Origin of the sequence: Arthrobacter sp. Soil762, from assembly GCF_001428335.1 — a bacterium.
Taxonomy (GTDB): Bacteria; Actinomycetota; Actinomycetes; order Actinomycetales; family Micrococcaceae; genus Arthrobacter.
This window is the reverse complement of record NZ_LMSG01000020.1, coordinates 274830-296910: the sequence shown is the minus strand read 5'-3', so window position 1 is coordinate 296910 and position 22081 is coordinate 274830. Positions and strand designations below refer to the sequence as shown.

At 65.5% G+C, this 22081-nt stretch carries 18 protein-coding genes, 1 tRNA gene and 1 pseudogene; 10 read left to right on the top strand and 10 right to left on the bottom strand.

The genetic code is table 11. The annotated features are described in order from the left end of the window. Positions 1–31: 31 nt before the first annotated feature. On the bottom strand, positions 32–2296 hold the full coding sequence (gene malQ, locus ASG77_RS17575; protein WP_082576129.1) for a 4-alpha-glucanotransferase: 2265 nt from the start codon (positions 2294–2296) through the stop codon (positions 32–34). 240 nt (positions 2297–2536) lie between these two features. Between malQ and ASG77_RS17570 the strand changes: the two genes are divergently transcribed. Further along, the gene (locus ASG77_RS17570) at positions 2537–5245 is read left to right on the top strand and encodes a GH32 C-terminal domain-containing protein (protein ID WP_056347874.1); all 2709 of its coding nucleotides are present in this window, start codon (positions 2537–2539) and stop codon (positions 5243–5245) included. 123 nt (positions 5246–5368) lie between these two features. Here ASG77_RS17570 and ASG77_RS17565 read toward each other — a convergent pair whose 3' ends face one another. Together ASG77_RS17565 and ASG77_RS17560 are read right to left on the bottom strand one after the other, a co-directional pair. Next, the gene (locus tag ASG77_RS17565; RefSeq protein WP_056347872.1) at positions 5369–5662 is read right to left on the bottom strand and encodes a putative quinol monooxygenase; all 294 of its coding nucleotides are present in this window, start codon (positions 5660–5662) and stop codon (positions 5369–5371) included. A gap of 99 nt (positions 5663–5761) precedes the next feature. Further along, positions 5762–6763: a LacI family DNA-binding transcriptional regulator gene (locus tag ASG77_RS17560; RefSeq protein ID WP_056347997.1), complete on the bottom strand. Its 1002-nt coding sequence runs from the start codon at positions 6761–6763 to the stop codon at positions 5762–5764. Between the two features lie 165 nt (positions 6764–6928). On the opposite strand from ASG77_RS17560, the gene ASG77_RS17555 reads away from it, so the two are divergent. From ASG77_RS17555 to ASG77_RS17540, 4 genes are all read left to right on the top strand, one after another. Further along, positions 6929–8041 carry a substrate-binding domain-containing protein gene (locus ASG77_RS17555; protein ID WP_056347871.1) on the top strand — a complete coding sequence of 371 codons (1113 nt, stop codon included), beginning with the start codon at positions 6929–6931 and terminating at the stop codon, positions 8039–8041. A gap of 30 nt (positions 8042–8071) precedes the next feature. After that, the gene (locus tag ASG77_RS17550) at positions 8072–9118 is read left to right on the top strand and encodes an ABC transporter permease (RefSeq protein ID WP_056347869.1); all 1047 of its coding nucleotides are present in this window, start codon (positions 8072–8074) and stop codon (positions 9116–9118) included. Further along, complete coding sequence (locus tag ASG77_RS17545; RefSeq protein WP_056347867.1) at positions 9115–9909, top strand: ATP-binding cassette domain-containing protein; 795 nt, start codon at positions 9115–9117, stop codon at positions 9907–9909. Before ASG77_RS17550 ends, ASG77_RS17545 begins: the two co-directional genes overlap by 4 nt. A gap of 79 nt (positions 9910–9988) precedes the next feature. Beyond that, positions 9989–10975, top strand: coding sequence for a carbohydrate kinase family protein (locus ASG77_RS17540; protein WP_235564640.1), 987 nt, complete (start codon positions 9989–9991; stop codon positions 10973–10975). Between the two features lie 19 nt (positions 10976–10994). Here the strand turns inward: ASG77_RS17540 and ASG77_RS17535 are convergent. Then, positions 10995–11326: pseudogene (locus ASG77_RS17535) on the bottom strand (LacI family DNA-binding transcriptional regulator); the annotation flags it as partial. Positions 11327–11332: 6 nt separating this feature from the next. After that, positions 11333–11908 (bottom strand): HhH-GPD-type base excision DNA repair protein, encoded by a 576-nt coding sequence (locus ASG77_RS17530; protein ID WP_200950795.1) that lies wholly within the window; start codon positions 11906–11908, stop codon positions 11333–11335. A gap of 784 nt (positions 11909–12692) precedes the next feature. Between ASG77_RS17530 and ASG77_RS17525 the strand changes: the two genes are divergently transcribed. After that, entirely contained in the window at positions 12693–13478 is a 786-nt protein-coding gene (locus ASG77_RS17525; RefSeq protein WP_235564637.1) for an ANTAR domain-containing protein, read from the top strand. A gap of 96 nt (positions 13479–13574) precedes the next feature. Here the strand turns inward: ASG77_RS17525 and ASG77_RS17520 are convergent. After that, a tRNA-Lys gene (locus tag ASG77_RS17520) sits at positions 13575–13647 on the bottom strand. A 203-nt stretch (positions 13648–13850) separates the two neighbouring features. Here ASG77_RS17520 and ASG77_RS17515 point away from each other — a divergent pair. From ASG77_RS17515 to ASG77_RS17505, 3 genes are all read left to right on the top strand, one after another. After that, a complete protein-coding gene (locus ASG77_RS17515) occupies positions 13851–14510 on the top strand; it encodes a hypothetical protein (RefSeq protein WP_056347859.1) in 660 nt (219 codons plus the stop codon). A gap of 270 nt (positions 14511–14780) precedes the next feature. After that, positions 14781–15398 (top strand): DUF47 domain-containing protein, encoded by a 618-nt coding sequence (locus ASG77_RS17510; RefSeq protein WP_056347857.1) that lies wholly within the window; start codon positions 14781–14783, stop codon positions 15396–15398. Next, the gene (locus ASG77_RS17505) at positions 15399–16412 is read left to right on the top strand and encodes an inorganic phosphate transporter (RefSeq protein ID WP_056347855.1); all 1014 of its coding nucleotides are present in this window, start codon (positions 15399–15401) and stop codon (positions 16410–16412) included. Positions 16413–16577: 165 nt separating this feature from the next. Here the strand turns inward: ASG77_RS17505 and pstB are convergent, their stop codons facing one another. From pstB to pstS, 4 genes are all read right to left on the bottom strand, one after another. After that, positions 16578–17357, bottom strand: a complete 780-nt coding sequence (pstB, locus tag ASG77_RS17500) for a phosphate ABC transporter ATP-binding protein PstB (protein ID WP_056347854.1) — start codon at positions 17355–17357, stop codon at positions 16578–16580. A 78-nt stretch (positions 17358–17435) separates the two neighbouring features. Next, a complete protein-coding gene (gene pstA / locus ASG77_RS17495) occupies positions 17436–18548 on the bottom strand; it encodes a phosphate ABC transporter permease PstA (RefSeq protein WP_056347852.1) in 1113 nt (370 codons plus the stop codon). After that, positions 18549–19481, bottom strand: coding sequence for a phosphate ABC transporter permease subunit PstC (pstC, locus tag ASG77_RS17490; RefSeq protein WP_056347849.1), 933 nt, complete (start codon positions 19479–19481; stop codon positions 18549–18551). Between the two features lie 102 nt (positions 19482–19583). After that, entirely contained in the window at positions 19584–20705 is a 1122-nt protein-coding gene (gene pstS, locus ASG77_RS17485) for a phosphate ABC transporter substrate-binding protein PstS (RefSeq protein WP_056347847.1), read from the bottom strand. 233 nt (positions 20706–20938) lie between these two features. On the opposite strand from pstS, the gene ASG77_RS17480 reads away from it, so the two are divergent. Further along, positions 20939–22066 (top strand): FUSC family protein, encoded by a 1128-nt coding sequence (locus ASG77_RS17480; protein ID WP_056347845.1) that lies wholly within the window; start codon positions 20939–20941, stop codon positions 22064–22066. Positions 22067–22081: the final 15 nt, after the last annotated feature.

Here is a 22081-nt window from a genome sequence, read left to right as displayed (position 1 = left end):
GGTTACCGGTCGTGCTCAGCTGCGGCTTGGGTCAGCCGCGGAGCGCCTCCGCGACGGCTCCCAGCAAAGTGTTGAACCGCGGATTGGCAGGAAGGTCATCGATGAACACCGGACTGCCGTCCGGACCGCCGAGCGGGACCTGCCAGTTCGGGTACAGTGCCTCGGTGGTGCCGGGCTGGTTCTGCACCCGCCGCTCCCCCACGGCATCCACCAGCGCCACCCCGAGAAGGACCGACGGCGTCTGGGCCAGCAGGCGGTGCAGTGCTTCTATGGTGCGTTCCTCGCTTCCGCCACCGTCGGGACCGCTGCCGCCAGCACCACCGGCGGCGGAGGTGCCGGAGGTGCCCTCTTCCTCAGGCAGCAACCCGCGTTCCCGCAGCAGCCCCATCATCTTTTCCAGCGTGGCCGTGTGCTCCGCCCGCTCTTCCGCCTCGGAGCGTTCCAGCAGGCCCAGCCTGCTGCGGAGGGCCACATGGTCGCCCGCCAGGTAGCCGGCGGTGGGAGGCAGGTCGTGGGTGTTCACGCTGGCGAGGGCCTGCGTCCGGTACCTTTCCGGCGGCAGGGGTGAATCGCCGTCGTTCTCGAACCAAAGGATGGACGTGCCCAGGATGCCGCGGGCAGCGAGGTAGTCGCGCACCCACGGCTCGAAGGTTCCCAGGTCCTCGCCGATCACCACGGCACCGGCGCGCTGCGCCTCCAGGGCCAGGATCCCGATCAGTGCTTCGTGGTCGTACGTGACGTAGGCGCCGTCGCGCGGGGAGTTGCCGGCCGGCACCCACCAGAGGCGGAACAGGCCCAGCACGTGGTCCACCCGGATGCCGCCGGCGTGCCGGAGCACGGTGGAGAGCATATTGCGGAACGGCGCGTAGCCTGCCTCCGCGAGGCGGGCGGGATGCCACGGCGGCTGGTTCCAGTCCTGGCCCAGCTGGTTGTACATGTCCGGCGGCGCCCCCACGCTGATCCCGGGTGCCAGAACGTCACGGAGGGTCCAGGCGTCGGCGCTGCTGAGGTCAACGCCCACGGCAAGATCGTGCACCACGCCCAGCCGCATCCCGGCCCGGCGTGCCGCCTGCTGCGCGTTCTCAAGCTGTTCATCGCAGATCCACTGCAGCCAGCGGTGGAACCCGATCCTGTCCGCAAGCTTCCCGCGCAGCGATTCCGCTTCAGGGGATCCCAGCGCGCAGTCCGGATCGGTCCACAGCGGATGGTCCGGTGCCAGGTCTTCCCGGATGGCGGACCACAGGGCGAAGTCATCCAGCCCGGAGCCGGAGATCCGGCAGAATTCGTCGAACGCTGCCTGCCGCGCCGGCGAGCGCCGGGCGTGATACAGCAGTTCGAGGGCCTGGAGCTTGGCGGCGTACACGGCGTTGCGGTCCAGCCGTTCGCCGTCCTTGTTCAGGACCTGGACCTGCTCCTGCAGGCTGTCCACCGCTGCGCGCTTACGCGGCTTCAGGTAGGCGATTTCCGGGATGGCTTCCACCCGGATGTACAGCGGGTTGAAGAAACGCCGCGTCGACGGCGAGTACGGCGAGGGCTGGACCGGCGGCACGGGTTCCGCGGCGTGCAGCGGATTGACCAGGACATAGTCCGCGCCACGGGCGCCACTGAGCGCGGCAAGGTCCGCGAGGTCGGCGAAGTCGCCGATCCCCCAGGACCGCTTGGACCGCACGGAGTAGAGCTGCGTTGCCAGGCCCCACCCGCGACGCTCAGCCAAGGAATCGGCGGTGGTGAGCCGCGCCGGAACCACCACCAGCGCACTCTCGGCTGTGACGCCGTCGGACTCTGCCTGGAGTGTGTGCCAGCCCAGCGGCAACCCCTCCGGTAGCGCGAAGGTGGCCCGGCCGGTGGCCACGCCATCCACGTCCTGGGGCGCCACCCAGACATCCTGCTGGACGGCTTCCACGGGCACGCCCGCGCCCGTTTCAAGCACCACGTGCAGGCGGGCCGTGGCACCGTCCCGGACGTGGACGGGAACCAGCGCGGATTCGCCCTGCTGAACCACGACGGCGGGGGGCAGCATTCGCCGCCACGGCGCCACTTCCGCCTCGACCAGGGCAGTTTCGATCAGTTGATTCGTGTGGGCGGGGACGCCGAGCGCTGCCAGGACCTTGATCAGCGTCTCCGCGGCGACGCTGTGCGGCAGCCCGTCCCAGCCGTGGAACGAGGCGCCTACCCCATGCGCGTCCGCCAAACGCTGGAGAAGGTGCTGGTCCACGGGCTCATGACCGCCCGCATCACCATCGGCCGGTACCGGCGTTCCGAAAGTTTGAGCGTGCTGCTGGTCTGGAGCCTTCATGGATGTCCGCCTCGTCTGGTGTGATGGGCCCGAACTTACATTGCTGCTTTGCACGCCGGGGCTTCGCTGCGCCCCGGACACACGTTGGTTCCGATTATTGCAGGGGCCGCCGCCGGTCCGCTTCACCATCGGCACGTGACCGCTTCGAAGCGTTGACTTGTCTTGTGGACATCCCCTACCGTTCCAGTCACTGACAACGTTGTCTATTTCAGGCACGCGCGATGAAGGGCACCCCTATCCATGCAGATCAACAAATCCCGAACGGTCTTTACGTGTTCGGCACTCACCCTGGCAGGCCTCAGCCTCGCCGCAACACTCGCCGGTTCGGCCCCGGCCTGGGGCACGGCAGCCCAGGCAACCACACCAGCCTCCTCACGGAATGTTTCCGAGGCTGACGCCGGCTCCGGAACGCCCCTCGGTGGGGAACAGTACAGGCCGGCCTTCCACTACTCGCCGAAACAGAACTGGATGAATGATCCCAACGGAATGGTCTTCCACAAGGGCGTTTACCACCTTTATTACCAGCACAACCCGTCGGGAAATACGTGGGGCAACATGTCCTGGGGGCATGCCACGTCCAAGGACCTGACGCACTGGACAGAGCAGCCGCTGGCCATCGCAACCGATGACCAGCAGGACATCTTCTCCGGCAGCGTGGTGGTGGACAAGGACAACACCTCAGGGTTCGGGACGGCGGAGAACCCGCCGCTGGTGGCCGTCTACACCAGCGCGTACAAACCCGGCTCGCCCCATGAGGGACTGCAGGCACAGTCGCTGGCCTACAGCCTGGACGACGGCCAGACCTGGACCAAGTACGACGCCAACCCGGTGCTGAACCGCAACTCGGCCAACTTCCGCGACCCCAAGGTCTTTTGGTACAGCACCCCGGATGGCGGCGGCTACTGGGTGATGTCCGCCGTCGAAGCCGCAGACCACAAGGTCCTGCTGTACAAATCCGGGAACCTCAAGGACTGGACGCTCCTGAGCGAATTCGGGCCGGCCAACGCCACCGGAGGGCTCTGGGAATGCCCGGACCTCTTCCCCCTGGCCGTTGACGGCGACCCCGCCAACATCAAGTGGGTCATGGTGGTCAACATCAACCCCGGCGGTGTTGCGGGCGGATCCGCCGGTCAGTACTTTGTTGGCGACTTCGACGGCACAACCTTCACCTCCGAGACAACCAAAGCAAGCGATACCCTCCCTGCGGGAACCCCGCTCGCCGGTTTCAACGACGGCACCTACGGCGGCTGGACCGTCGCCAACGAGCCGGGAAACTGGAAGAACGGCCCGTTCGGAGATGCTCCGGCCACCGGACCGCTGCCCGGACAAAACACGGTGAGCGGATTCGCCGGGGCAGGCCTGATCAACTCGTTCAACGACGGCGACTGGCCCGTGGGCACCGCGGAATCCCCGCAGTTCACCGTCACCAGCGACTACCTGAATTTCCTGGTGGGCGGCGGCCAGCACCCCCGTGTCTCGGACAAACTGGATAACACCCCGCCGGCCGGCGACCTCCTGTTCAACGGGTTCGAGGTTCCGGACGGAACGTCAATGGCCGACGCCGGCTGGACCGGTACCGCCGACCTCGCACCTTCGTTCCAGCCCGCCACGTCCGGCGGTGACTTCTATATCGGCGCCAAGCGGATCAACACGTTTGAGACCGGCGGCGCACCTGGTGACGACAGGCAGGGAACCATGACGTCGCCGTCGTTCACGCTCTCCCGGGACTTTATGAGCATGCTGGTGGGCGGCGGACACCGCACCGCCGGCTCAGGGCAGCAGCTGGAGGTCCAGCTCCTTGTGAACGGCGCTGTGGTGCGCAGCCTGGCCGGGGACGATGCCGGCCAACTCAACTGGAAGGGGTGGGACGTTGCGGAGTTCGCCGGGCAGGAGGCCCAGCTTCGGATCGTGGACCAGGCAACCGGCGGCTGGGGCCACCTGACGCTGGACCACGTGATGCTCACGGATCAGGCCGCAGTGCCGCGGTCCGACGAGACCACCGTGAACCTGGTGGTGGACGGCCAGGTGGTCCGGACAGCCACAGGCGCCAACAGCGAGGTCCTGGACTGGACCTCCTGGAACGTCGCCGAATTCAGGGGCAGGCAGGCCAGCATCAGGGTGGTGGACAACAACCGGTTCGGCTGGGGCCACATCCTGGCCGATGAGTTTGTGGCGTCGGAGCAGGCGGCCACCCCGCGGCTCCAGACGTACGACTGGCTGGACTACGGCCGGGACTACTACGCGTCCGTTTCCTTCGCCAACATGCCCCAGGACAAACGCATCATGCTGGGCTGGATGAACAACTGGGATTATGCACAGGCCATTCCTACTTCGCCGTGGCGCAGTGCCATGTCACTGCCCCGGGAAGTAGCGCTGACGCAGACTCCGGCCGGACCGCGCCTCACCCAGAGGGCTGTCAAGCAGGTGGATGACCTCGCTGCGAAGCCGAGCTATGCCGAGAAGCGCGCCCGGGACATTGCCCCGGGGACCACTGCGCTGCCCGCGGCAGCCTGGGGCCAGGTCCAGCGGATCGATGTCACGCTCGCGCCGGGCACGGCTTCACGGGCCGGAATCACCGTACTGGGGATCGGCAACACCGCCACCGAGATCGGCTACGACCGGACCACCGGCGAGGTGTACGTGGACCGGGAGAATTCGGGGGACACCGGCTTCCATCCGCTGTTCACCTCCGTGGACTCTGCGCCCGTCACCCTGGATGTAGACGGCACAGTCACCCTGCGGGTGTATGTCGACAGGTCTTCCGTGGAGGTCTTCACCCAAGGCGGGCAGCGGACCATCACGGACCAGGTGTTCCCCGCAGCGGGAGCCAACCAGGTGGCGCTCTTTGCCGACGGCGGCACGGCGCAGCTGAAGTCAATCACCGTGACTCCGGTGGCGCAGTCGATGTTCAGCACCTTGACGAATCCGGTCAAGGACCGCCAGAAGTAGGCTGAACCGTCCCGGGCTTGTCCGCAGAACCCTGCCTTCAAGGTTAGGAATCGCGAACAAGCCCGGGATTTGGCGTCTGCCGTGCGGGCGGTCAGTGGAGCGCGTGACCTGTAGCCCGGCTGGTCAGTGGACTGGCTGCAGCCAGGTCAGCACCGAACCGTCCTCTTCGATCAGGTCCGCGAGCTCGCCGTTGAACCGAGCGCCGTAGTCCGCGCTGATGTGCTCCTGGAAAGCGGCGTCGTCCTCGTAGACCTCGAAAACGAAGTACTCACGGGGATTCGCTTCCCGGGTGTAGGGCAGGAACAGCTGGTTCCCGGGTTCCTGCCTTACTTCGTTGGTCAACTGGCGCATCATCTCCGCCACCCGGTCTTCGCGGCCGGGTTTGACGGTGAATTCGGCGTAAAGCGTTTTGGTCATGATTATCCCCTCGGGATTGCCTGGATCTGCTGGTGGTTGGGTTTGCTGAGCTATGAATTGGCCGTGGATTGCAGCGGGATCGGATTGGATCTGTCGTGTTCAGCCGGCGGGCGGCGGGAGCTCTCCGGAGCCGCGCTGGATGAGCTCGGACGGAACAACGTATGTCTGCGGTGCGCTGCTATCGCCGTCGATCCGGGCGAGCAGCCGTTCCGCGGCGAGCTTCCCGATCCGCTCCGGGTGCTGGGCGATGACAGTAATGCCCGGCTCCATCATGTCCGCCAGTGTGAAGTCGTCAAAGCCCACCAGAGCCACGCGGCGGCTGGCACCAAGTTCCTTCAGTGCGCGCATAACGCCGAACGTGATGAGGTTCTGACTGGAGAAGATCGCCGTCGGCGGATGCTCGGCCGTGAGGATCTCCAGTGCGGCCAGCCGGGCAGACTCCTCGTCGTGAAGCCCCTCCCGGACCGGCACAGCGGCCGTCGCCTGTCCTGCCCGGCCCAGTTCCTCAATGAAGCCGCGACGCCGTTCCCGGGCGGTCTGGATATCCGGCCGGTCGCCCAGGTAGGCAAGCTTTGTATGGCCGTGGGCCATGAGGTGGGCAGCTGCGCGCGCAGCGCCGACGGCGTTGTCCGTCACCACGGCGTCGGCGTCGATCCCCACCGGCTCGCGGTCAATGAAGACCATGGGCAGGTCCCGGGAATGTTCCGGGATGGCGTACGCCTGGCTCCGGGCGATGGGGGTCAGGACCAGGCCGTCCACGCGCCGGCCGAGGAACGCGGACACGAGCGCCTTTTCCCGCTCGGGGTCATCGTCCAGGCTGGCGGCGAACACGGCAATCCCGCGGGCCGCCAGGGTGTCTTCCATTGCCCGGTGGATCTCGCTGCTGAACGGGTTGGCCACGCTGGGCAGGAGCAGCCCGATGGACAGTGTCTGGCGGCCTGTGCGGCGGAGGCTGCCCGCCGCCATGTCCAGCTGATAGTTGAGCTGTTGCGACGCCGCAAGCACCCTTTGCCGGGTGGCCCCGGAGACGCCCGGTTCGTCGTTCATCACCCTGGAGACGGTCTTAATGCCCACTCCGGCCAGCGCAGCAACATGTCGCATGGTGGGCCGGTTCGTGGCGGAGTCCGCCTGGTAACGATTCGACATCGTTGTCATTAACTCGCCCTTCATCATCGAATTTCACTTGACTCTACATTGTGACGTTGATTACATGTGTTTTGACATCGTTGTCAGGCACGGGAAAGTGCCACGAACGTAGGAGATTCAATGTTGAGTTCCAAAGCCACACCCACGCTTTCGCACCGCCTGCTGGCCATAGGCGCAGTCCTGACTCTCGGTACGCTCAGCCTCACCGCCTGCGGTGGCGGCACCTCCGCCGGCGCTGGAACCGCCACCGACGAGAAGGTGGGCGTCTCCCTGATCGTCAAGACCACCACCAACCCCTTCTTCGTTGCCATGCAGGAAGGCGCCAAGAAGGCAGCGGCGGCCGACGGCGTTGACCTCAAGCTTGCCGCAGGCAAGGCCGACGGCGATGAGGACACCCAGATCCAGGCCATCGAGAACGCCATTTCCAAGGGCGACAAGGGAATCCTGATCACCCCGAACGGCCCGTCCGTGGTGGACGCCCTCAAGAAGGCCAAGGACGCCGGGCTCTTTGTGATCGCCCTTGATACCCCGCCGGACCCGGCCGATGCCGCGGACATCACCTTCGCCACGGACAACTTCGCCGCCGGGGAGCTGATCGGCAAGTGGACCGCCGCGCAGTTGGGAGGCAAGAAGGCCACCATCGCCCTGCTTGACCTGTTCGACGACAAGGTTGTCTCGGTCGACTACAACCGCGACCAGGGCTTCCTCACCGGCCTGGGCATCGACACCGCGGACGCCAAGAAGAACGGCGACGAGGCCAAGGCCGGCAAGTACACCGGCGGCAAGGGCGGCGACTACGAGATCGTCGGCAGCCAGGCATCCCAGGGCGCTGAGGACGGCGGCCGTTCCGGCATGGAAAACCTGCTGTCCAAGAACCCGGACATCAACGTTGTCTACACCATCAACGAGCCCGCAGCAGCGGGCGCCTTTGAGGCCCTGAAGTCAGCCGGCAAAGAGAAAGATGTCCTGATCGTTTCCGTCGACGGCGGCTGCGCCGGCGTGGACAACGTCAAGTCCGGCGTCATCGGCGCCACCGCCCAGCAGTACCCGGTCAAGATGGCCGAAATGGGCGTCAAGGCCATCGTCGAACTGGCCAAGACCGGTAAGAAGCCGGCCAACTCCGCCGGATTGGACTTCTTCAACACCGGCGTGGAGCTGGTCACGGATAAGCCCGCCGACGGCGTCAAGAGCATCACCACGACCAAGGCCAGCGACATCTGCTGGGGCAAGTAAGAGCGCAGAACGATCACTTCAGGAGCAACCGTGACCCAGCAACAGACCGCCGGTCCGCCCGCCGCAGGCCCGGCCGACCTGGCGGAAGAATTCCTTGACCGCAGGACGCCGCTTAGCCGCATCCGCAACACCCTGCACAGATATCCTGCCCTCAGCCCTGCCATTGTGCTGATCGTCGCGGTGGTGGCGTTCGGGCTGCTCAATGACAGGTTCCTGCGGGTCGAAAACCTGTCACTGATCACCCAGCAGGTGTCCGTGGTGGGCACCCTGGCTATTGCCCAGACACTGATTATCCTCACGGCAGGCATTGACCTGTCCGTAGGCGCCGTGATGATCCTTGCCTCCATGGTGGTGGCCCAACTGGCCGACTCCTACGGTCTGCCCGGGCCCCTGGCACTCGTCGCCGGCCTGGCCGTGGGACTGGCCGCGGGCGCGCTGAACGGCTTCCTGGTCACCAGGTTCCGGCTGCCGCCGTTTATTGTCACGCTCGGAACCCTCAATATCTTCATTGCCCTGACGCTGCTGTATTCGGGCGGTTCCACGGTGCGCGGCTCAAGCATGCCGGGGCTGCTGACCTGGATGGGAAGCACATTCCCGGTGGGTCCCGTGCGCATTTCCACAGGCGTGGTCATGATGCTCCTGCTCTACGTAGCGGTGGCGTTTATCCTGGGCAAGACTGCCTGGGGACGCCACGTCTACGCCGTTGGCGATGACAAGGAAGCGGCCAGGCTGGCCGGCATCCCCGTCAACCGTGTCCTCATGAGTGTCTATCTGGCCGCAGGCGCTGTCCTGGCAGTGGGTGCATGGATCCAAATCGGCCGGACCAACGCAGCCAGCCCCAACGCCGGGGTGGACCTGAACCTGGACTCCATCACCGCAGTCGTGATCGGCGGAACCAGCCTCTTCGGCGGGCGCGGTTCCGTGTGGGGCTCGCTTCTGGGTGCGCTGATCGTGGGCGTGTTCCGCAACGGGCTGTCCCTTGCGGGCCTGGATGTGCTCTACCAGACCCTCGCCGTGGGCGTACTTATCATCATCGCTGTGTCCGTGGACCAGTGGATCCGAAAGGTGAAATCATGACCGCCTCCCAGTTGGAGTCCACGGGCACGGAACTCCGCCAACCCATCCTGCAGGCCAGGAACCTCGTCAAGACTTTCGGCCGGGTGGTGGGGCTCGACGGCGTCAGCCTGGACCTCTATCCCGGCGAAGTCCTGGCGATCATTGGCGACAACGGGGCGGGCAAATCCACCCTGATCAAATGCCTCACAGGGGCAGAAGTCCCGGACTCCGGCGAGCTCTTTGTGTCAGGACAACCGGTGCACTTCAAGCGACCGCAGGACGCCCGGGTCCACGGCATCGAAACTGTCTACCAGAACCTGGCGGTCTCCCCGGCCCTGGATGTCGCCTCCAACCTGTTCCTGGGCCGGGAGGAACGGCGTGCGGGACTCCTCGGGAGCGTGTTCCGGATGCTGGACACCAAAGGCATGCGCTTGAAGGCCAAACAGGAGCTGACGCGGCTCGGAATCTCCACGCTCCAGGACGTGACAGTGCCGGTGGAGAACCTCTCCGGCGGCCAGCGCCAGGCTGTCGCGGTGGCCCGCGCCGCGGCGTTCGGTTCAAAAGTAGTGGTGCTGGATGAGCCGACGGCGGCCCTCGGCGTCAGGGAGTCCAACCAGGTCCTGCAGCTGGTCAAGGACCTCCGGGACCGGGGACTGCCCGTGATCCTGATCAGCCACAACATGCCGCACGTGTTCGACGTGGCTGACCGGATCCACATCCAGCGCCTGGGCAAGTGCGCTGCCACCATCACGCCGCAGTCCCACACGATGACCGATGCGGTGGCCATCATGACCGGTGCCGCCACAGCCTGACCCAGCACCACCCGATTGACCCCACCGCCGTCCGCGGGCCTGCATCAGGCCCGCGGACGGCCCCATGAAAGGCTCTCCCGTGCACAGCAAATCCCCTGGCAGCACGTCCGGAATTCCCGCGGCGGCCGCCGTCGACGTCGTCGTCATCGGCGAAGCGCTCGTCGACGTTGTCGCTTCAAGCAACGGCCCCATCGAGCATCCTGGTGGCTCGCCGATGAACGTGGCCTACGGCCTGGGACGTCTCGGCGTATCCACCGCGCTGCTGACGTCGCTGGGCGCAGACGCCCGCGGCGCGGCGATCGAAGCGCACCTGCGAAGCGCCGGCGTCGAACTCCTACCTGGCTCAAAGTCAGCTGCGCGAACAGCATCTGCCACGGCAACCCTCGCCGCGGACGGCGCCGCCACATACGACTTCGACATCAGCTGGGAACTGGCGGCAGCGGCCCCCGCTCACCTGCCCAAAGTTCTCCACACCGGATCCATCGCCACCTTCCTGGCGCCGGGAGCGACGGCGGTGCGGGCACTTCTGGAACAGTCGCACCGCGGGTGCCTCGTCACCTACGATCCGAACATCAGGCCCGCATTGCTGGGCAGCCAGGCAGAGGCCGTGCGGATTTTCGAGGACCTGGTTCCGCTGACGGACGTGGTCAAGCTCAGCGATGAGGATGCCGCATGGTTGTACCCGGGAGTCCGCCTTGAGGACGCGGCAGAACGGATCCTGCGGCTGGGCGCGGGACTGGCAGTGGTCACCCTCGGCGGAGAAGGTTCATTGTTGGCGACGCCTGCCACACAGCTTTTCATCCCCGCCGTCCGGTCCACGGTGGCAGACACCATCGGTGCCGGTGATTCGTACATGGCAGCCCTGATCTGGGGCCTGCTGTCGCGCCGCGCCGAGGGTCTGGGACAGGACGTCCTGGCCACGATCGGGCACATGGCGTCGAAGGCGGCAGCCATTACCGTTCGCCGGCCGGGCGCGAATCCTCCCACAGCCGTGGAGCTGGCTGCGGACCTGCCGGGGGCGGAAGTGAGCCAAGGAACGAAAGCTACTGCCGCCGTCGTGGTCTGAACGAACTGGTGTCCTGCGGACCGTGCAGGGCACCGAGTTCGTTGGCTTCCAGGGCGCCGGACTGTTCCACCAGCACCCGGTAGCCGCGCCGCTCCGCGGCCGCCATCACCCTCGAGGCCAGCTCTGCGTAGTACGGCGCCGCGGGGTCGGACAGCACCAGGCCCAGCATGTGGGTCTTCCCGGAGCGCAGGCTGCGAGCTGTCAGGTTCGCCTCGTAGCCCAGTGCGGCAATGGCGTCCTGGACCCGTTGCCTGGTGACCGGCCGGATGAACTCGTAGTCGTTGAGCACGTCGACACGGTCTTCAACGACACCCCGGCGGCGCGCGCAACATCGTTCATGGTCACTGCGATGCGCGGTCAGCCCTTGGCAGCCTTGGCCGCCGCCTTTGCTGCCTGCTTGCTGGCCCGCACCTTGGCGAGCGATTCGGGACTCACGATGTCGGCAACCGAAAGGAAGGCATCCTCCTGGCCGTAGTGGCCAGCGGCCTCGCGCCAGCCGGGGGCGCTCAGCCCGCGCTGCTTCCCCAGGAGCGCAAGGAAAATCTTTGCCTTCTGCTCCCCGAATCCTGGCAGTGCCTGCAGTCGGCGCAGCACCTCCGGGCCGTCCGGGTCGCCCCTGGTCCAGATCAGCGTTGCATCGCCGTCCCAGTCATGCTGCACCGTCTCGGCGAGCGCCTGGACACGTCCCGCCATCGAGCCGGGGAACCGGTGCACCGCGGGCCGTTCCTTGAACACGTCGACGAACGCCTGAGGTTCGTACGCGGCAACCGCGGCCGGGGCGATGGACCCGATCCGGGCCCGGATCTTCTCCGGCCCGGCAAAGGCGGATTCCATGGTTACCTGCTGGTCCAGCAGCATGCCTGTCAGCAGCGCAAACGCGTCATCGGTCAGCAGTTGGTCGGCGACCGGGTCACCCGTGATATGCAGTTCCATGGCCCTCATCCTTCCACCTCCCGCAGCCTGCGTCATGACCTGGAGTTTTTGTCCATGTAATGGGACTTCGCCAGTCGTTTTGCGCGCATTACTGGACAAAAACTCGGGTCCTGCCTAGGAATCGAGCGCCAACCGGATTATGGACCAGGGCACGAAGTTGCCGCCCGGTACCGGACCGTGGAAACACCGAGTTCGCGGGTCAGTTCCAGGTGTTCGACGAAGGCGCGGAAGTCCGTCGCCGGACGGGTCCGACGCTGAACGCCGGCTCGATGGTGATCGTGCCGGCGGAGGAGAACTCATCAGCGCGGAGTTGAGTAGTTCTTCCGAAAAACCAAGTACTACCTAATTTGAAAAACAAGTACCGATTACGCGGTTGCCCGGGGCCATTACAGAACTACGTTCGACTAATGAGTTAAGACTCGCAAATCGCACTGGTTTGGATGTCTCACTAGGGGGTTGTGGGAAGGATGAATACACGACTCGGCAGCCGCGTTTTCCCGCTCCAAGGGGTCCGGGAAGTAAGCGGGGCCGGCGACGAGGAGGTCTTAGAGACCAAGGCCTCTCCCCCAGCCGTCGCCGGCCCTTTGTCCTCCACGCTTCACATTCATCCAACTCTTCCAATCAGTTCCCGGTGTCCCGGCGGGAGGCGGACGTGAAGTATTCCCGATCCGAGGCTTCCCAGTCACACGCGTCGGCGGGCAGGAGGCCAGCGCCCGCTCATCCGGCCCAACACACCACACAGCATGCAGCCCCGCATCCGGGGCCGGCGGCAATCCCGGACCGCATGCCCAACCCGGCACCGGGCGATCGTCCTGGCGCGGAACCGGCAGCGAAAGCGGTCACCATCGGGATGGTCGGTGCCGACGGGTTTATCCCCGACTTGGTCACCGGCTCGAAGGACATGTCTGACTCCCTGGAGATCCTGGCCCACCTGGGCGCGGCCACGCTGAGCCGGCTCGCCGGCGTTCCCATCGAATGCGCCCTGGTCCTGAGCCGGGCCAAACGCTCCAGAGCCACCGCTGGAACCGGCACGCGGACCGCGACGCTGGCCCGGCTGGAAAAGGAAGTCGGCGAAGGCCCCCTGACCGAAGCCCTCACCGGCACAGGGACCGCGGCCATGAACCACGTGGCCTCCGACTTCCGCTGGGGACGCTACAGGCCGCACTTGCAGGACGCCGGGTTCGACAGCGTCCTGGGCGTGCGGCTTTCCTTGGATGAGGGCACCGAGGCCGCCCTCGCCTTCTTCGCAGCCAGCCCCCAGGCGTTCCCGCTGCACGTCATCGCCGAGGCCCGCAGTTTCACTGACCTCGCGTCCCGCGGCCTCAGGCTGGCCCTTGAGTTGGAGTCAGCCAGCACCAGGGCGTCGGACCTGCAGTCAGCCTTGGAAAGCCGGACGTCCATCGACATTGCCTGCGGCGTCATCATGGCGCAGAACAGGTGCTCCTACAACGACGCAATTGCCATCATCGCCAAGGCATCCAGCCACCGGAACATTAAGCTCCGCAAGGTGGCTGAGGGCATCTTGGCGAATCTGCCAGGCGGAGCACCGGACACGCATTTCGAGCATTAGGCTGCCGCGGCTCAGGCTACCGCCGGCACCTCCGGAATCCCGTCGCGGTACACGAAAGAAGACCAGAGACGAAGTGTCTCTGGTCTTCCACGTGGGTGGGCCCTGTGGGGATCGAACCCACGACCCACGGATTAAAAGTCCGATGCTCTACCAACTGAGCTAAAGGCCCCAGCCGACGGTCATACGACCGATCAGCCCAGTCCATTTCTGGACGTAAAATACTTTACCCCACACACGGGGCGGCTTTGGCACGCAGGTTGTCCGCCGGCGTCGTATGTTCCGTATCCGCACAGCGTCACCGGCGTTGGCAAGGTCCATCCTGGCTGCAAACAGTACTCGATTTCCCGCGCGGCACAGGAGTAGCGTGGGGGCATGAGCGAACAAGCAGGACCCAGTCACTACGGCGGAGCCAACCGACATCACAAGCCCAAGCCGTTCGCCCCCATCGACTTTGAGCCGTTTGCAGGCGGCCCCGATCCTGCGCGCGTCTCCGAGGCCGCCCACCTCGCCGCCCAGGCACTGGTGCGCCACGGACGCGACAGCGACGATCCCGTCATCACCGAACGCCTGGTCAAGCTGACCGACGAGCAGGGCCTGGAGGCCATCGCGGAGATGTGGGCGGAAAGTCCGGCGCGTTCGCTGCCCGGTGCCCTCTGGCGGCTGTACGCCCTGCGCGCCGCCACCGTCCAGGACCCCGAACGGATCTCCGTGTACTTCCGGGCAGGCAAGGACACCGCGCAGGTTTCCAACGTGGTGGCCGGCGCCGCTGAACCGCCGGGAGCCGAGGAAATGCGGACCATGGCTGACGCCATACTCTCCGGAGCGTTCGACGGCGAGTTCGACGTCGCGCTGGAACGTTCCGCCGCGTTCTGCCGCGTGGTGGCGCTCGGCCAGGCGACGATCGCCGACGGCGCCGAGCTCGGCAACGAAGCCCACGCGAGCAAGCTCACACGCAACTCGCACCAGCTCGTGAAGACGGCCGAGGACCTTGAACATGCGGCAAATGCCTGGCGCCTGGGCGAGCTCGACTGAACCACCGGCGCCGATCTGTCAATGTTGACTTGGGCCAAGCAACGTAGAACACTGAAACTGGTGTCGAGCCGCGAAACCCCCGGGCTTCAACAATTAGCCGCCTAGAGCGGCCTACCGCCGAGAGGCGTATCCGGTTCGGCACCATTTTTGCGCCTGCTTTCAGGCCGCGGGCACTGGGCCGGTAGAATCAACATCAGCTGCTGGCCTGCGTCAAGTCACAAGTGGGCGGCCCCCGACCCCTGTACATCCCCCGGAGACCGGTATCCCAACGTGAAGCTGCGCCTTTTTCCCCAGGAGCCCGCAGGGCTGACCCTGCTGTCCCAGATGGCCCAGCAAATTGTGCATGCCAGCGCCACCATGGCAGAGATCCTTGGCGTCCCTGCCACGGAGCACGCCAAGCTCGTGGACGACATGCACAACCACGAGGCCACGTCCGCCGAGCTTCACTTCGCCCTGCTCACCCACATGCGCACCAGCTTCGTAAACCCGCTACCCCGCGAGGACATGTACGCACTGTCCCGCTACCTCAACGAGGCCATCGAGAAACTGGATGCCGCCGCCGAGCTGGTGGCCCTGTACAAGCTGGAGCGGTTGCCAAAACGGGCGGCGGACCAGGTGGATGTCATCAACCGGCAGGCCGAACTCACGGTGGACGCCATGCGCCGGCTGAACAACCTCGATGACCTGGAGGACTACTGGATCGAGATCCTGCGGCTCGCCAAGCGCGCCGAACGGTCGCACCGGGTCTGGGTAGCGGACATGATCCAGGAAATGAAGTGGGCGCAGTATTCCCGCCACCGCGACATCGCCAACCAGCTGGTGGAAGTCACCAAGGACATGCGGCGCATTGCCACCCAGGTGGGCAGCATCATCGTCAAGGAATCCTGAGTGACCGAAGTCATCTTTGCTGCGGTGGTTGTGCTGGCCGCGGGATTTGCCTTCCTGAACGGCTTCAGGGACGCCTCCACGTCCGTTGCGCTGGCTGTCCGCACCCGGGCGCTCACGCCAAGCGTGGCCGTGCTGCTTGCGGCCTTCTTCAACTTCCTGGGCGCCCTGCTCAGCGCCGGCCTGGCGGTAACCATCAGCCAGACCTGGATCAGCCTTCCAGACGGCACCAACGGCCTTAGCATGCTGGTTGCAGGGCTCGCGAGCGCCTGCGTCTGGGGCGTCCTGCTGTGGTGGCGCGGCATTCCGGCGTCCTCCACCCATGCCCTGGTGGGAGGGCTGGGCGGCGCCGGTCTGGCCAGCCTGGCCGTGGGCGGCGCAGGTGTGGGCGCGGTGAACCAGTCACTGCTGTTCCAGGTGGTCCTGCCGCTGCTCCTGTCGCCACTGGTTGCTTACAGCGGCGCGTTCCTGCTGGTTTTCCCAGTCACGTGGGCGGCACGCTACGCCCAGCCCAACGTTGTCAATCAACGCTTCCGCCGCAGCCAGTCCATCGCCGCCGGCGCCGTGGCATTCGGGCACGGCCTGCAGGACGGCCAGCGGATCAGTGCCGTGCTGCTGCTGGCCCTGCTGGCGGCTGGATATTCCGACGGCGGCACTATCCCCATGTGGGTGGCGCTGCTCTCCGCGGTGATGATAGCGGTGGGAACGCTTTTCGGCGGCTGGCGGATCTCTCAAACCATCGGCTACAAAATCACCCGGATTGACCCGCTGCGGGGCTCTGTGGCCCAGATCTTCAGCGCGGTGATCCTGTTCGTGGGCGCCATCGGACTGCACTGGCCCGTGTCCACCACCCACATCGTGACGTCCGCCGTGCTGGGCGCAGGCGAGAACCAGAACTTCTCCGTGACCAACCGGAAGCTGGTGATCCGCATTCTGGGGCTGTGGGTCATGACCCCCGTGGCATCCGCGGCCGGGGCCTTCGTGCTGGCCCTGGCGATGTCACCTTTGGCGGGCTGAGCGCAAGCTTTAAACGCCGCATCGACTGTCCCCACCGGCTCCCTTGCCTCGCAAGCTCGGCTAGGGCACCCTGCCGGCGTGGGCCCATCCCGCCCTTCTGAGCTGTCAAAAGGGCGCTGCCGGAGCAATCGATGCGTATTTGTGGCTGGGAGCCGGTGGTGGGGCTTATCCGAAGCGGCCGGAGACGTAGTCCTCGGTGGCCTTCACGGTGGGGTTGTTGAAGATGGTCTGGGTGTTCCCGTATTCGATCAGCTTGCCCGGCTTGCCGGTACCGGCGATGTTGAAGAACGCCGTCTTTTCCGAAACGCGGGCGGCCTGCTGCATGTTGTGGGTCACGATCACCACGGTGTACTGGTCCTTGAGATCGTTGATAAGGTCCTCGATGGCCAGCGTGGAGATCGGGTCCAGCGCCGAGCACGGCTCGTCCATGAGGATCACCTGCGGTTCCACCGCAATGGCACGGGCGATGCAGAGGCGCTGCTGCTGGCCGCCTGACAGGCCGGATCCGGGCTTCTCCAGGCGGTCCTTGACCTCGTTCCAAAGGTTGGCGCTCTGGAGGGACCTCTCCACGAGGACGTCGGCCTCGCCCTTGGAGATCTTCTTGTTGTTCAGCTTGACGCCGGCCAGCACGTTGTCGCGGATGGACATCGTGGGGAACGGGTTGGGCCGCTGGAAGACCATGCCGATCTGCGAACGCACCGTCACGGGGTCCACGCCGGGGCCGTAGAGGTTGTCGCCGTCCATCAGGACTTCGCCTTCGACGCGGGCGCCAGGCAGAACCTCGTGCATGCGGTTCAGGGTGCGCAGGAACGTGGACTTGCCACAGCCTGAGGGACCGATGAAGGCCGTTACGGACTTGGCCTCGATGTTGATGCTGACATCCTCCACGGCCAGAAAATCGCCGTAGTACACGTTCAGGTCTTTGACGTCGATGCGCTTAGACATGGTGTTCCTTCACTTGCTGGGTATGGATTGAAGTCTAGGGTTTGGCCGCAAGGACCGGAATGGCCTGCTGAAAAAATTTCACCGGCCGGTCTTGGGCGCAAAGGTCCTGGCGATCAGCCGGGCGCCAAGGTTCAGCACCATTACCAGGATGATCAGCACCAGGGCGGCGCCCCAGGCCCGCTGCGAGGACGGGTCCGGGTTGGCCGGCGAGGTGGGGTTCAGGATCTGGGTGTAGATGAACGTGGGCAGCGAGGCCATCCAGCCGCCGAACACGTTGTTGTTGATGCTGGTGGCAAACCCGGCGGTGACCAGGATGGGCGCAGTCTCACCGATAACGCGGGCGATCGCCAAGGTGACGCCGGACGCGATGCCGGAGATCGCCGTCGGGATAACCACCTTGAGGATGGTGCGCCACTTACGCACACCCAACGCGTAGGCCGCTTCGCGCAGTTCGTTGGGGACGATCTTGAGCATTTCCTCGCTGGAACGCACCACTACGGGAATCATCAGGACCGAAAGTGCGACGGCGGCGACGGCACCGGTTTTGGTGCCGGGCCCCACCACGGCGAAGAAGAACGCTGCGGCGAACAGGCCGGCAACGATGGACGGGATGCCGGTCATAACGTCCACAAAGAACGTGATGGCGCGGGCCAAACGGCCGTCATTGCCGTACTCCACCAGGTAAATGGCGCTCAGCAGTCCGACGGGCACGGAGATCACGGTGGCTACCAGCGTGATCTGGATGGTGCCCAACAAGGCGTGGTAGATGCCACCGATAACGGGGGCACCCTCTTCGACGGCCTTATTGTCGTAGACGCCCGTGACGCCGTTCATGGAGCTGGTGAGGAAGCCCGGGGCGATGAGGCCGGGGACTCCGTTGACCAGCACCGTCCAGATCACGGAGATCAGTGGGAGCAGCGCGATCAGGAAAGAGCCCACCACCAGGCAGGTGGCCAGCTTGTCCTTGGCTTTGCGCGAGCCTTCCACCGCCGCGCTCCAGCCCACCAGGCCGGCAGCGAACAGGATGGCCGAGACGATGCCCCAGCCAAAGGCATTGAACCCGATCAGTGCCAGGATTGCCGCGCCCACGATGAGCGCGAGTCCCAGGACAACGTACGGCGCGTACTTGGGTAGCTGGCCTTTGGTGAGGGCTGAACGCTTACTGCGCACGGGGGTAAGAGTGGAGGACATTTAGTTGGCTCCCGAGAATTCTTTGTGCCGGGTGATGATCCAGCGGGCAATCATGTTCACGCCCAGGGTGATCACAAACAGGACCAGGCCTGCGGCGATGAGCGTGCTGACCTTCAGGCCGCTCGCTTCGGGAAAGTTCAGGGCGATCTCCGCGGCGATGGTCTGGTTGCCGGACGTGATCAGGCTGGCTGTCAGGGCACCGGAGGAGAGGACCAGGGCAACTGCCATGGTCTCCCCCAGCGCACGGCCCAGGCCCAGCATGACGGCGCTGATGATGCCCGGACGGGCGAATGGCAGGACCGACATCTTGATCATTTCCCAGCGCGTGGCGCCGAGGGCCAGGGCGGCTTCCTCATGGAGCTTGGGCGTCTGCAGGAAGATTTCGCGGCTCAGGGACGTGATGATCGGCAAGACCATCACCGAGAGCACAATGCCGGCGGTCAGGATGGTTTTGCCGGTGGCAGAGGCGGGACCTTGGAAGATGGGCAGCCAGCCCATGTTCTCGGCCAGCCAGTTGTAGGCGGGGGAGATTTCCTTGGCGAGGAACGCTGCGCCCCAGGCACCGTAAATCACGGACGGGATGGCGGCCAGGAGGTCCACCACGTAGCCAAGGCCGGACGCGAGTCCGCGCGGGGCGAAGTGGGAGATGAACAGGGCCACGCCAATGGCGATGGGTGTTGCGATCACCAGTGCGATGACGGCTGCGATGAGCGTGCCGATAACGATCGGCCTGATGTAGGCGAAGAAGCCCTCGCCGCCCTGGATCTCGGCGGCCGGGGCGGTGAGCGCCGGAATGGCCTGGACAACAAGGAAGAGTGCCACGCCGAACAAGACGGCGAGGATGAGGCACCCGGCGGCTAGGGCGGCGGCGGAAAAGATCTTATCCCCGGCGCGGCCTGCGCCCTGGGAACTACTCAGGGGGGTGGCGGTCATTCCAGACCCTTCGGTTGTGGGCGGTGCCTAAAACGAGCTTACAAGCCAAAGTTCCCCGCCCCGCCTTTCGGCGTGGCGGGGAACGTGGTTCAGGGACAGGTACTAGGACTTGACCTTGATGGATTCGATGGCTTTGACGGCCTTCTCGGCGAGGGCCGAGGAGAGCGGTGCGGACTTCGCGGAGTCAGCAGCCGTCTTCTGGCCGGCGTCCGAAACTACGTAGCTTTCGAAGGCCTTGACGAGGTCAACGGTTTCCTGCTTGTCGTAGGTGGTGCAGACAACGTGGTAGGAAACCAGGACGACCGGGTAAGCACCCTTGGCGGTGGTCTTGCGGTCCAGCTTGATGGCGACGTCGGTGGCCGAGCGGCCGTCTACGGCCTTGCCGGCTTCAACAGCCTTGGCAGCGGCGTCGGCGGAGATCTTGACGAACTCCTCGCCCACCTTGATGGAGGCGGTGCCCAGCTTGCCGCCCACAGCGGAGTCATCCGCGTAGGTCACGGCGCCCGGGGTGTCGGTGACGGTCTTGACAACACCGGAGGTGCCCTTGGCATTTTCGCCCTGCAGGGTGGCGGGCCAGATGCCGGCAGCCTTGTCGGTCCAAACATCGGCAGCAGCAGCAGCAAGGTACTCGGTGAAGTTGGTGGTGGTACCGGAATCGTCAGAGCGGTTCACCGGGGTGACCTTCAGGTCCGGGAGGCTGACGCCCGAGTTCAGGGCGGCGATGGCGGGGTCGTTCCAGTTGGCGATCTCGCCGCGGAAGATCTTGGCCACGGTGGTTGCGTCAAGCTTCAGCTCGGTGATGCCGGGGACGTTGAAGGCCACAGCGATCGGGGAGATGTAGACGGGGATGTTGATGGCGCCTTCCGGGCCGCACTTGGCCTTGGAGCTGGCCAGCTCTTCATCCTTGAGGTAAGCATCGGAGCCGGCGAACTGGGCCGATCCGTCGATGATTGCCTTGCGGCCTGCGCCGGAACCGTCCGGGGAGTACTGCACGGTGGCGCCGGGGTTGGCAGCGGCGAAGCCGGCCTTCCAGGCGTCCATGGCTGCACCGGTGGAGGATGCTCCGATCCCGGTCAGCGTGCCGGTGACCTTGGGGCCGGCAGAAGTCTGGTTGCCTGCAGGCGTGTTGCCCGTGGCGTTATCTGAACCGCAGGCGGTGAGCGCGAGTGCGCCGGCTGCGATTACAGCGATAGCCGCGTGGCGGCCGAAACGGAGTGCCTTCACTAGATGTACCCCTTCCAGGGATATTCAGCGGCAGCAGGACCGGAGACGCCCTGCAGCGCGATGCGTACGTTTTGTACCTTCAACGAATCTATGGGCCGCAGGTAACGGGATGGGCGGCCACAGATGAACAGGAGATTAACGACGGCGGCATATTGGCTTACAACTGCAGCGTCACCATTGCGCACGTCACACTTTCGGACTTAGGTGCCCGGGCGGCAAATAGACTGGAGGGCATGGCCGCAGCAGCAGGACTCACAGCAAGCAGGCGTTTCCTGCGCGGACGCATCAAGACCGGCCTGGTCCGGAGCCGGAATTCCCTGGTCCCCGCCGTCCAGATGACCGCGTGCGCAGTGGGGGCGTACGCCTTCGCCGAGTACGTCTTGGGGCACTCCGGACCCCTCTTTGCGGCCACATCGTCACTGATCGCCTTGGGCTTCTCGCGTGACCCGCGGCTGCGCCGGGTGATGGAGGTGGGCCTCGGCTGCACCATCGGGATCGCCGTCGGTGATCTGCTGCTGCACTGGCTGGGCAGCGGAATCTGGCAGGCCGCCGTCGTACTTCTGTTCTCCATCCTGCTGGCCCGCTTCCTGGACAGCGGCAACATCTTTACCACGCAGCTGGGGCTGCAATCCTTGCTGGTGGTGCTGCTGCCGGCGCCGGACGGCGGGCCTTTCACGCGCAGCCTGGACGCCGTGGTGGGTGGCCTTTTCGCCCTCCTGGTGACCATCCTGATTCCGAAGGATCCGCGCCGGGAGCCCCGCAAGGATGTCCGGAAGCTGCTCCACGAGCTGGCCGAAGTGCTGCGGGAATGCGCCACCGCCCTGACCGAAAGCGACTCCACGCAGGCCTGGCACGCGCTGATCCGCGGCCGGAACTGCCAGCCGCTCGTGGACGCGATGCGCCATTCCCTGCGCGCTTCCGGTGAAGTGGCCACCCTCGCGCCGGCCCACCGCCGGCACCGCGACGAGCTGGACCGGCTTGAGAATTCCCTCGACTTCATCGACCTTGCGCTCAGGAACAGCCGCGTCTTCGCACGCCGGCTGACCAGCGCCATCAACCACGCCGCGCTTTCAGACAACGCCACCGCGAACATCGCCGACGTACTCCAGGAAACCGCGGCCGCGATTGATGAACTGTCGCTCGGACTGGCGGAAACGCACGACGGCGTGCGCCGCGCCCATCTTCGGACGGCCCGGCAGGACTTCAGCGAGATCGCGCTGCGGCTGCACCCCAAATTGCTGGAGGTCGAGCGGCTTGAGGGTGAGACTGTGGTGATGCTGTTCCGGCCGCTCATGGTGGACCTCCTGGAAGCCACCGGCATGGATTCGCGCGAGGCCCGGGACGTGCTGCCCGGGTTGTAGCGCTGCTTGAGATTG

Bases quoted from the DNA above. Each gene is read 5' to 3' on its own strand.
- malQ (WP_082576129.1), bottom strand. From the start codon at position 2,296: ATGAAGGCTCCAGACCAGCAGCACGCTCAAACTTTCGGAACGCCGGTA.
- ASG77_RS17570 (WP_056347874.1), top strand. From the start codon at position 2,537: ATGCAGATCAACAAATCCCGAACGGTCTTTACGTGTTCGGCACTCACC.
- ASG77_RS17565 (WP_056347872.1), bottom strand. From the start codon at position 5,662: ATGACCAAAACGCTTTACGCCGAATTCACCGTCAAACCCGGCCGCGAA.
- ASG77_RS17560 (WP_056347997.1), bottom strand. From the start codon at position 6,763: ATGCGACATGTTGCTGCGCTGGCCGGAGTGGGCATTAAGACCGTCTCC.
- ASG77_RS17555 (WP_056347871.1), top strand. From the start codon at position 6,929: ATGTTGAGTTCCAAAGCCACACCCACGCTTTCGCACCGCCTGCTGGCC.
- ASG77_RS17545 (WP_056347867.1), top strand. From the start codon at position 9,115: ATGACCGCCTCCCAGTTGGAGTCCACGGGCACGGAACTCCGCCAACCC.
- ASG77_RS17530 (WP_200950795.1), bottom strand. From the start codon at position 11,908: ATGGAACTGCATATCACGGGTGACCCGGTCGCCGACCAACTGCTGACC.
- ASG77_RS17525 (WP_235564637.1), top strand. From the start codon at position 12,693: ATGCCCAACCCGGCACCGGGCGATCGTCCTGGCGCGGAACCGGCAGCG.
- ASG77_RS17515 (WP_056347859.1), top strand. From the start codon at position 13,851: ATGAGCGAACAAGCAGGACCCAGTCACTACGGCGGAGCCAACCGACAT.
- pstB (WP_056347854.1), bottom strand. From the start codon at position 17,357: ATGTCTAAGCGCATCGACGTCAAAGACCTGAACGTGTACTACGGCGAT.
- pstA (WP_056347852.1), bottom strand. From the start codon at position 18,548: ATGTCCTCCACTCTTACCCCCGTGCGCAGTAAGCGTTCAGCCCTCACC.
- pstC (WP_056347849.1), bottom strand. From the start codon at position 19,481: ATGACCGCCACCCCCCTGAGTAGTTCCCAGGGCGCAGGCCGCGCCGGG.
- ASG77_RS17480 (WP_056347845.1), top strand. From the start codon at position 20,939: ATGGCCGCAGCAGCAGGACTCACAGCAAGCAGGCGTTTCCTGCGCGGA.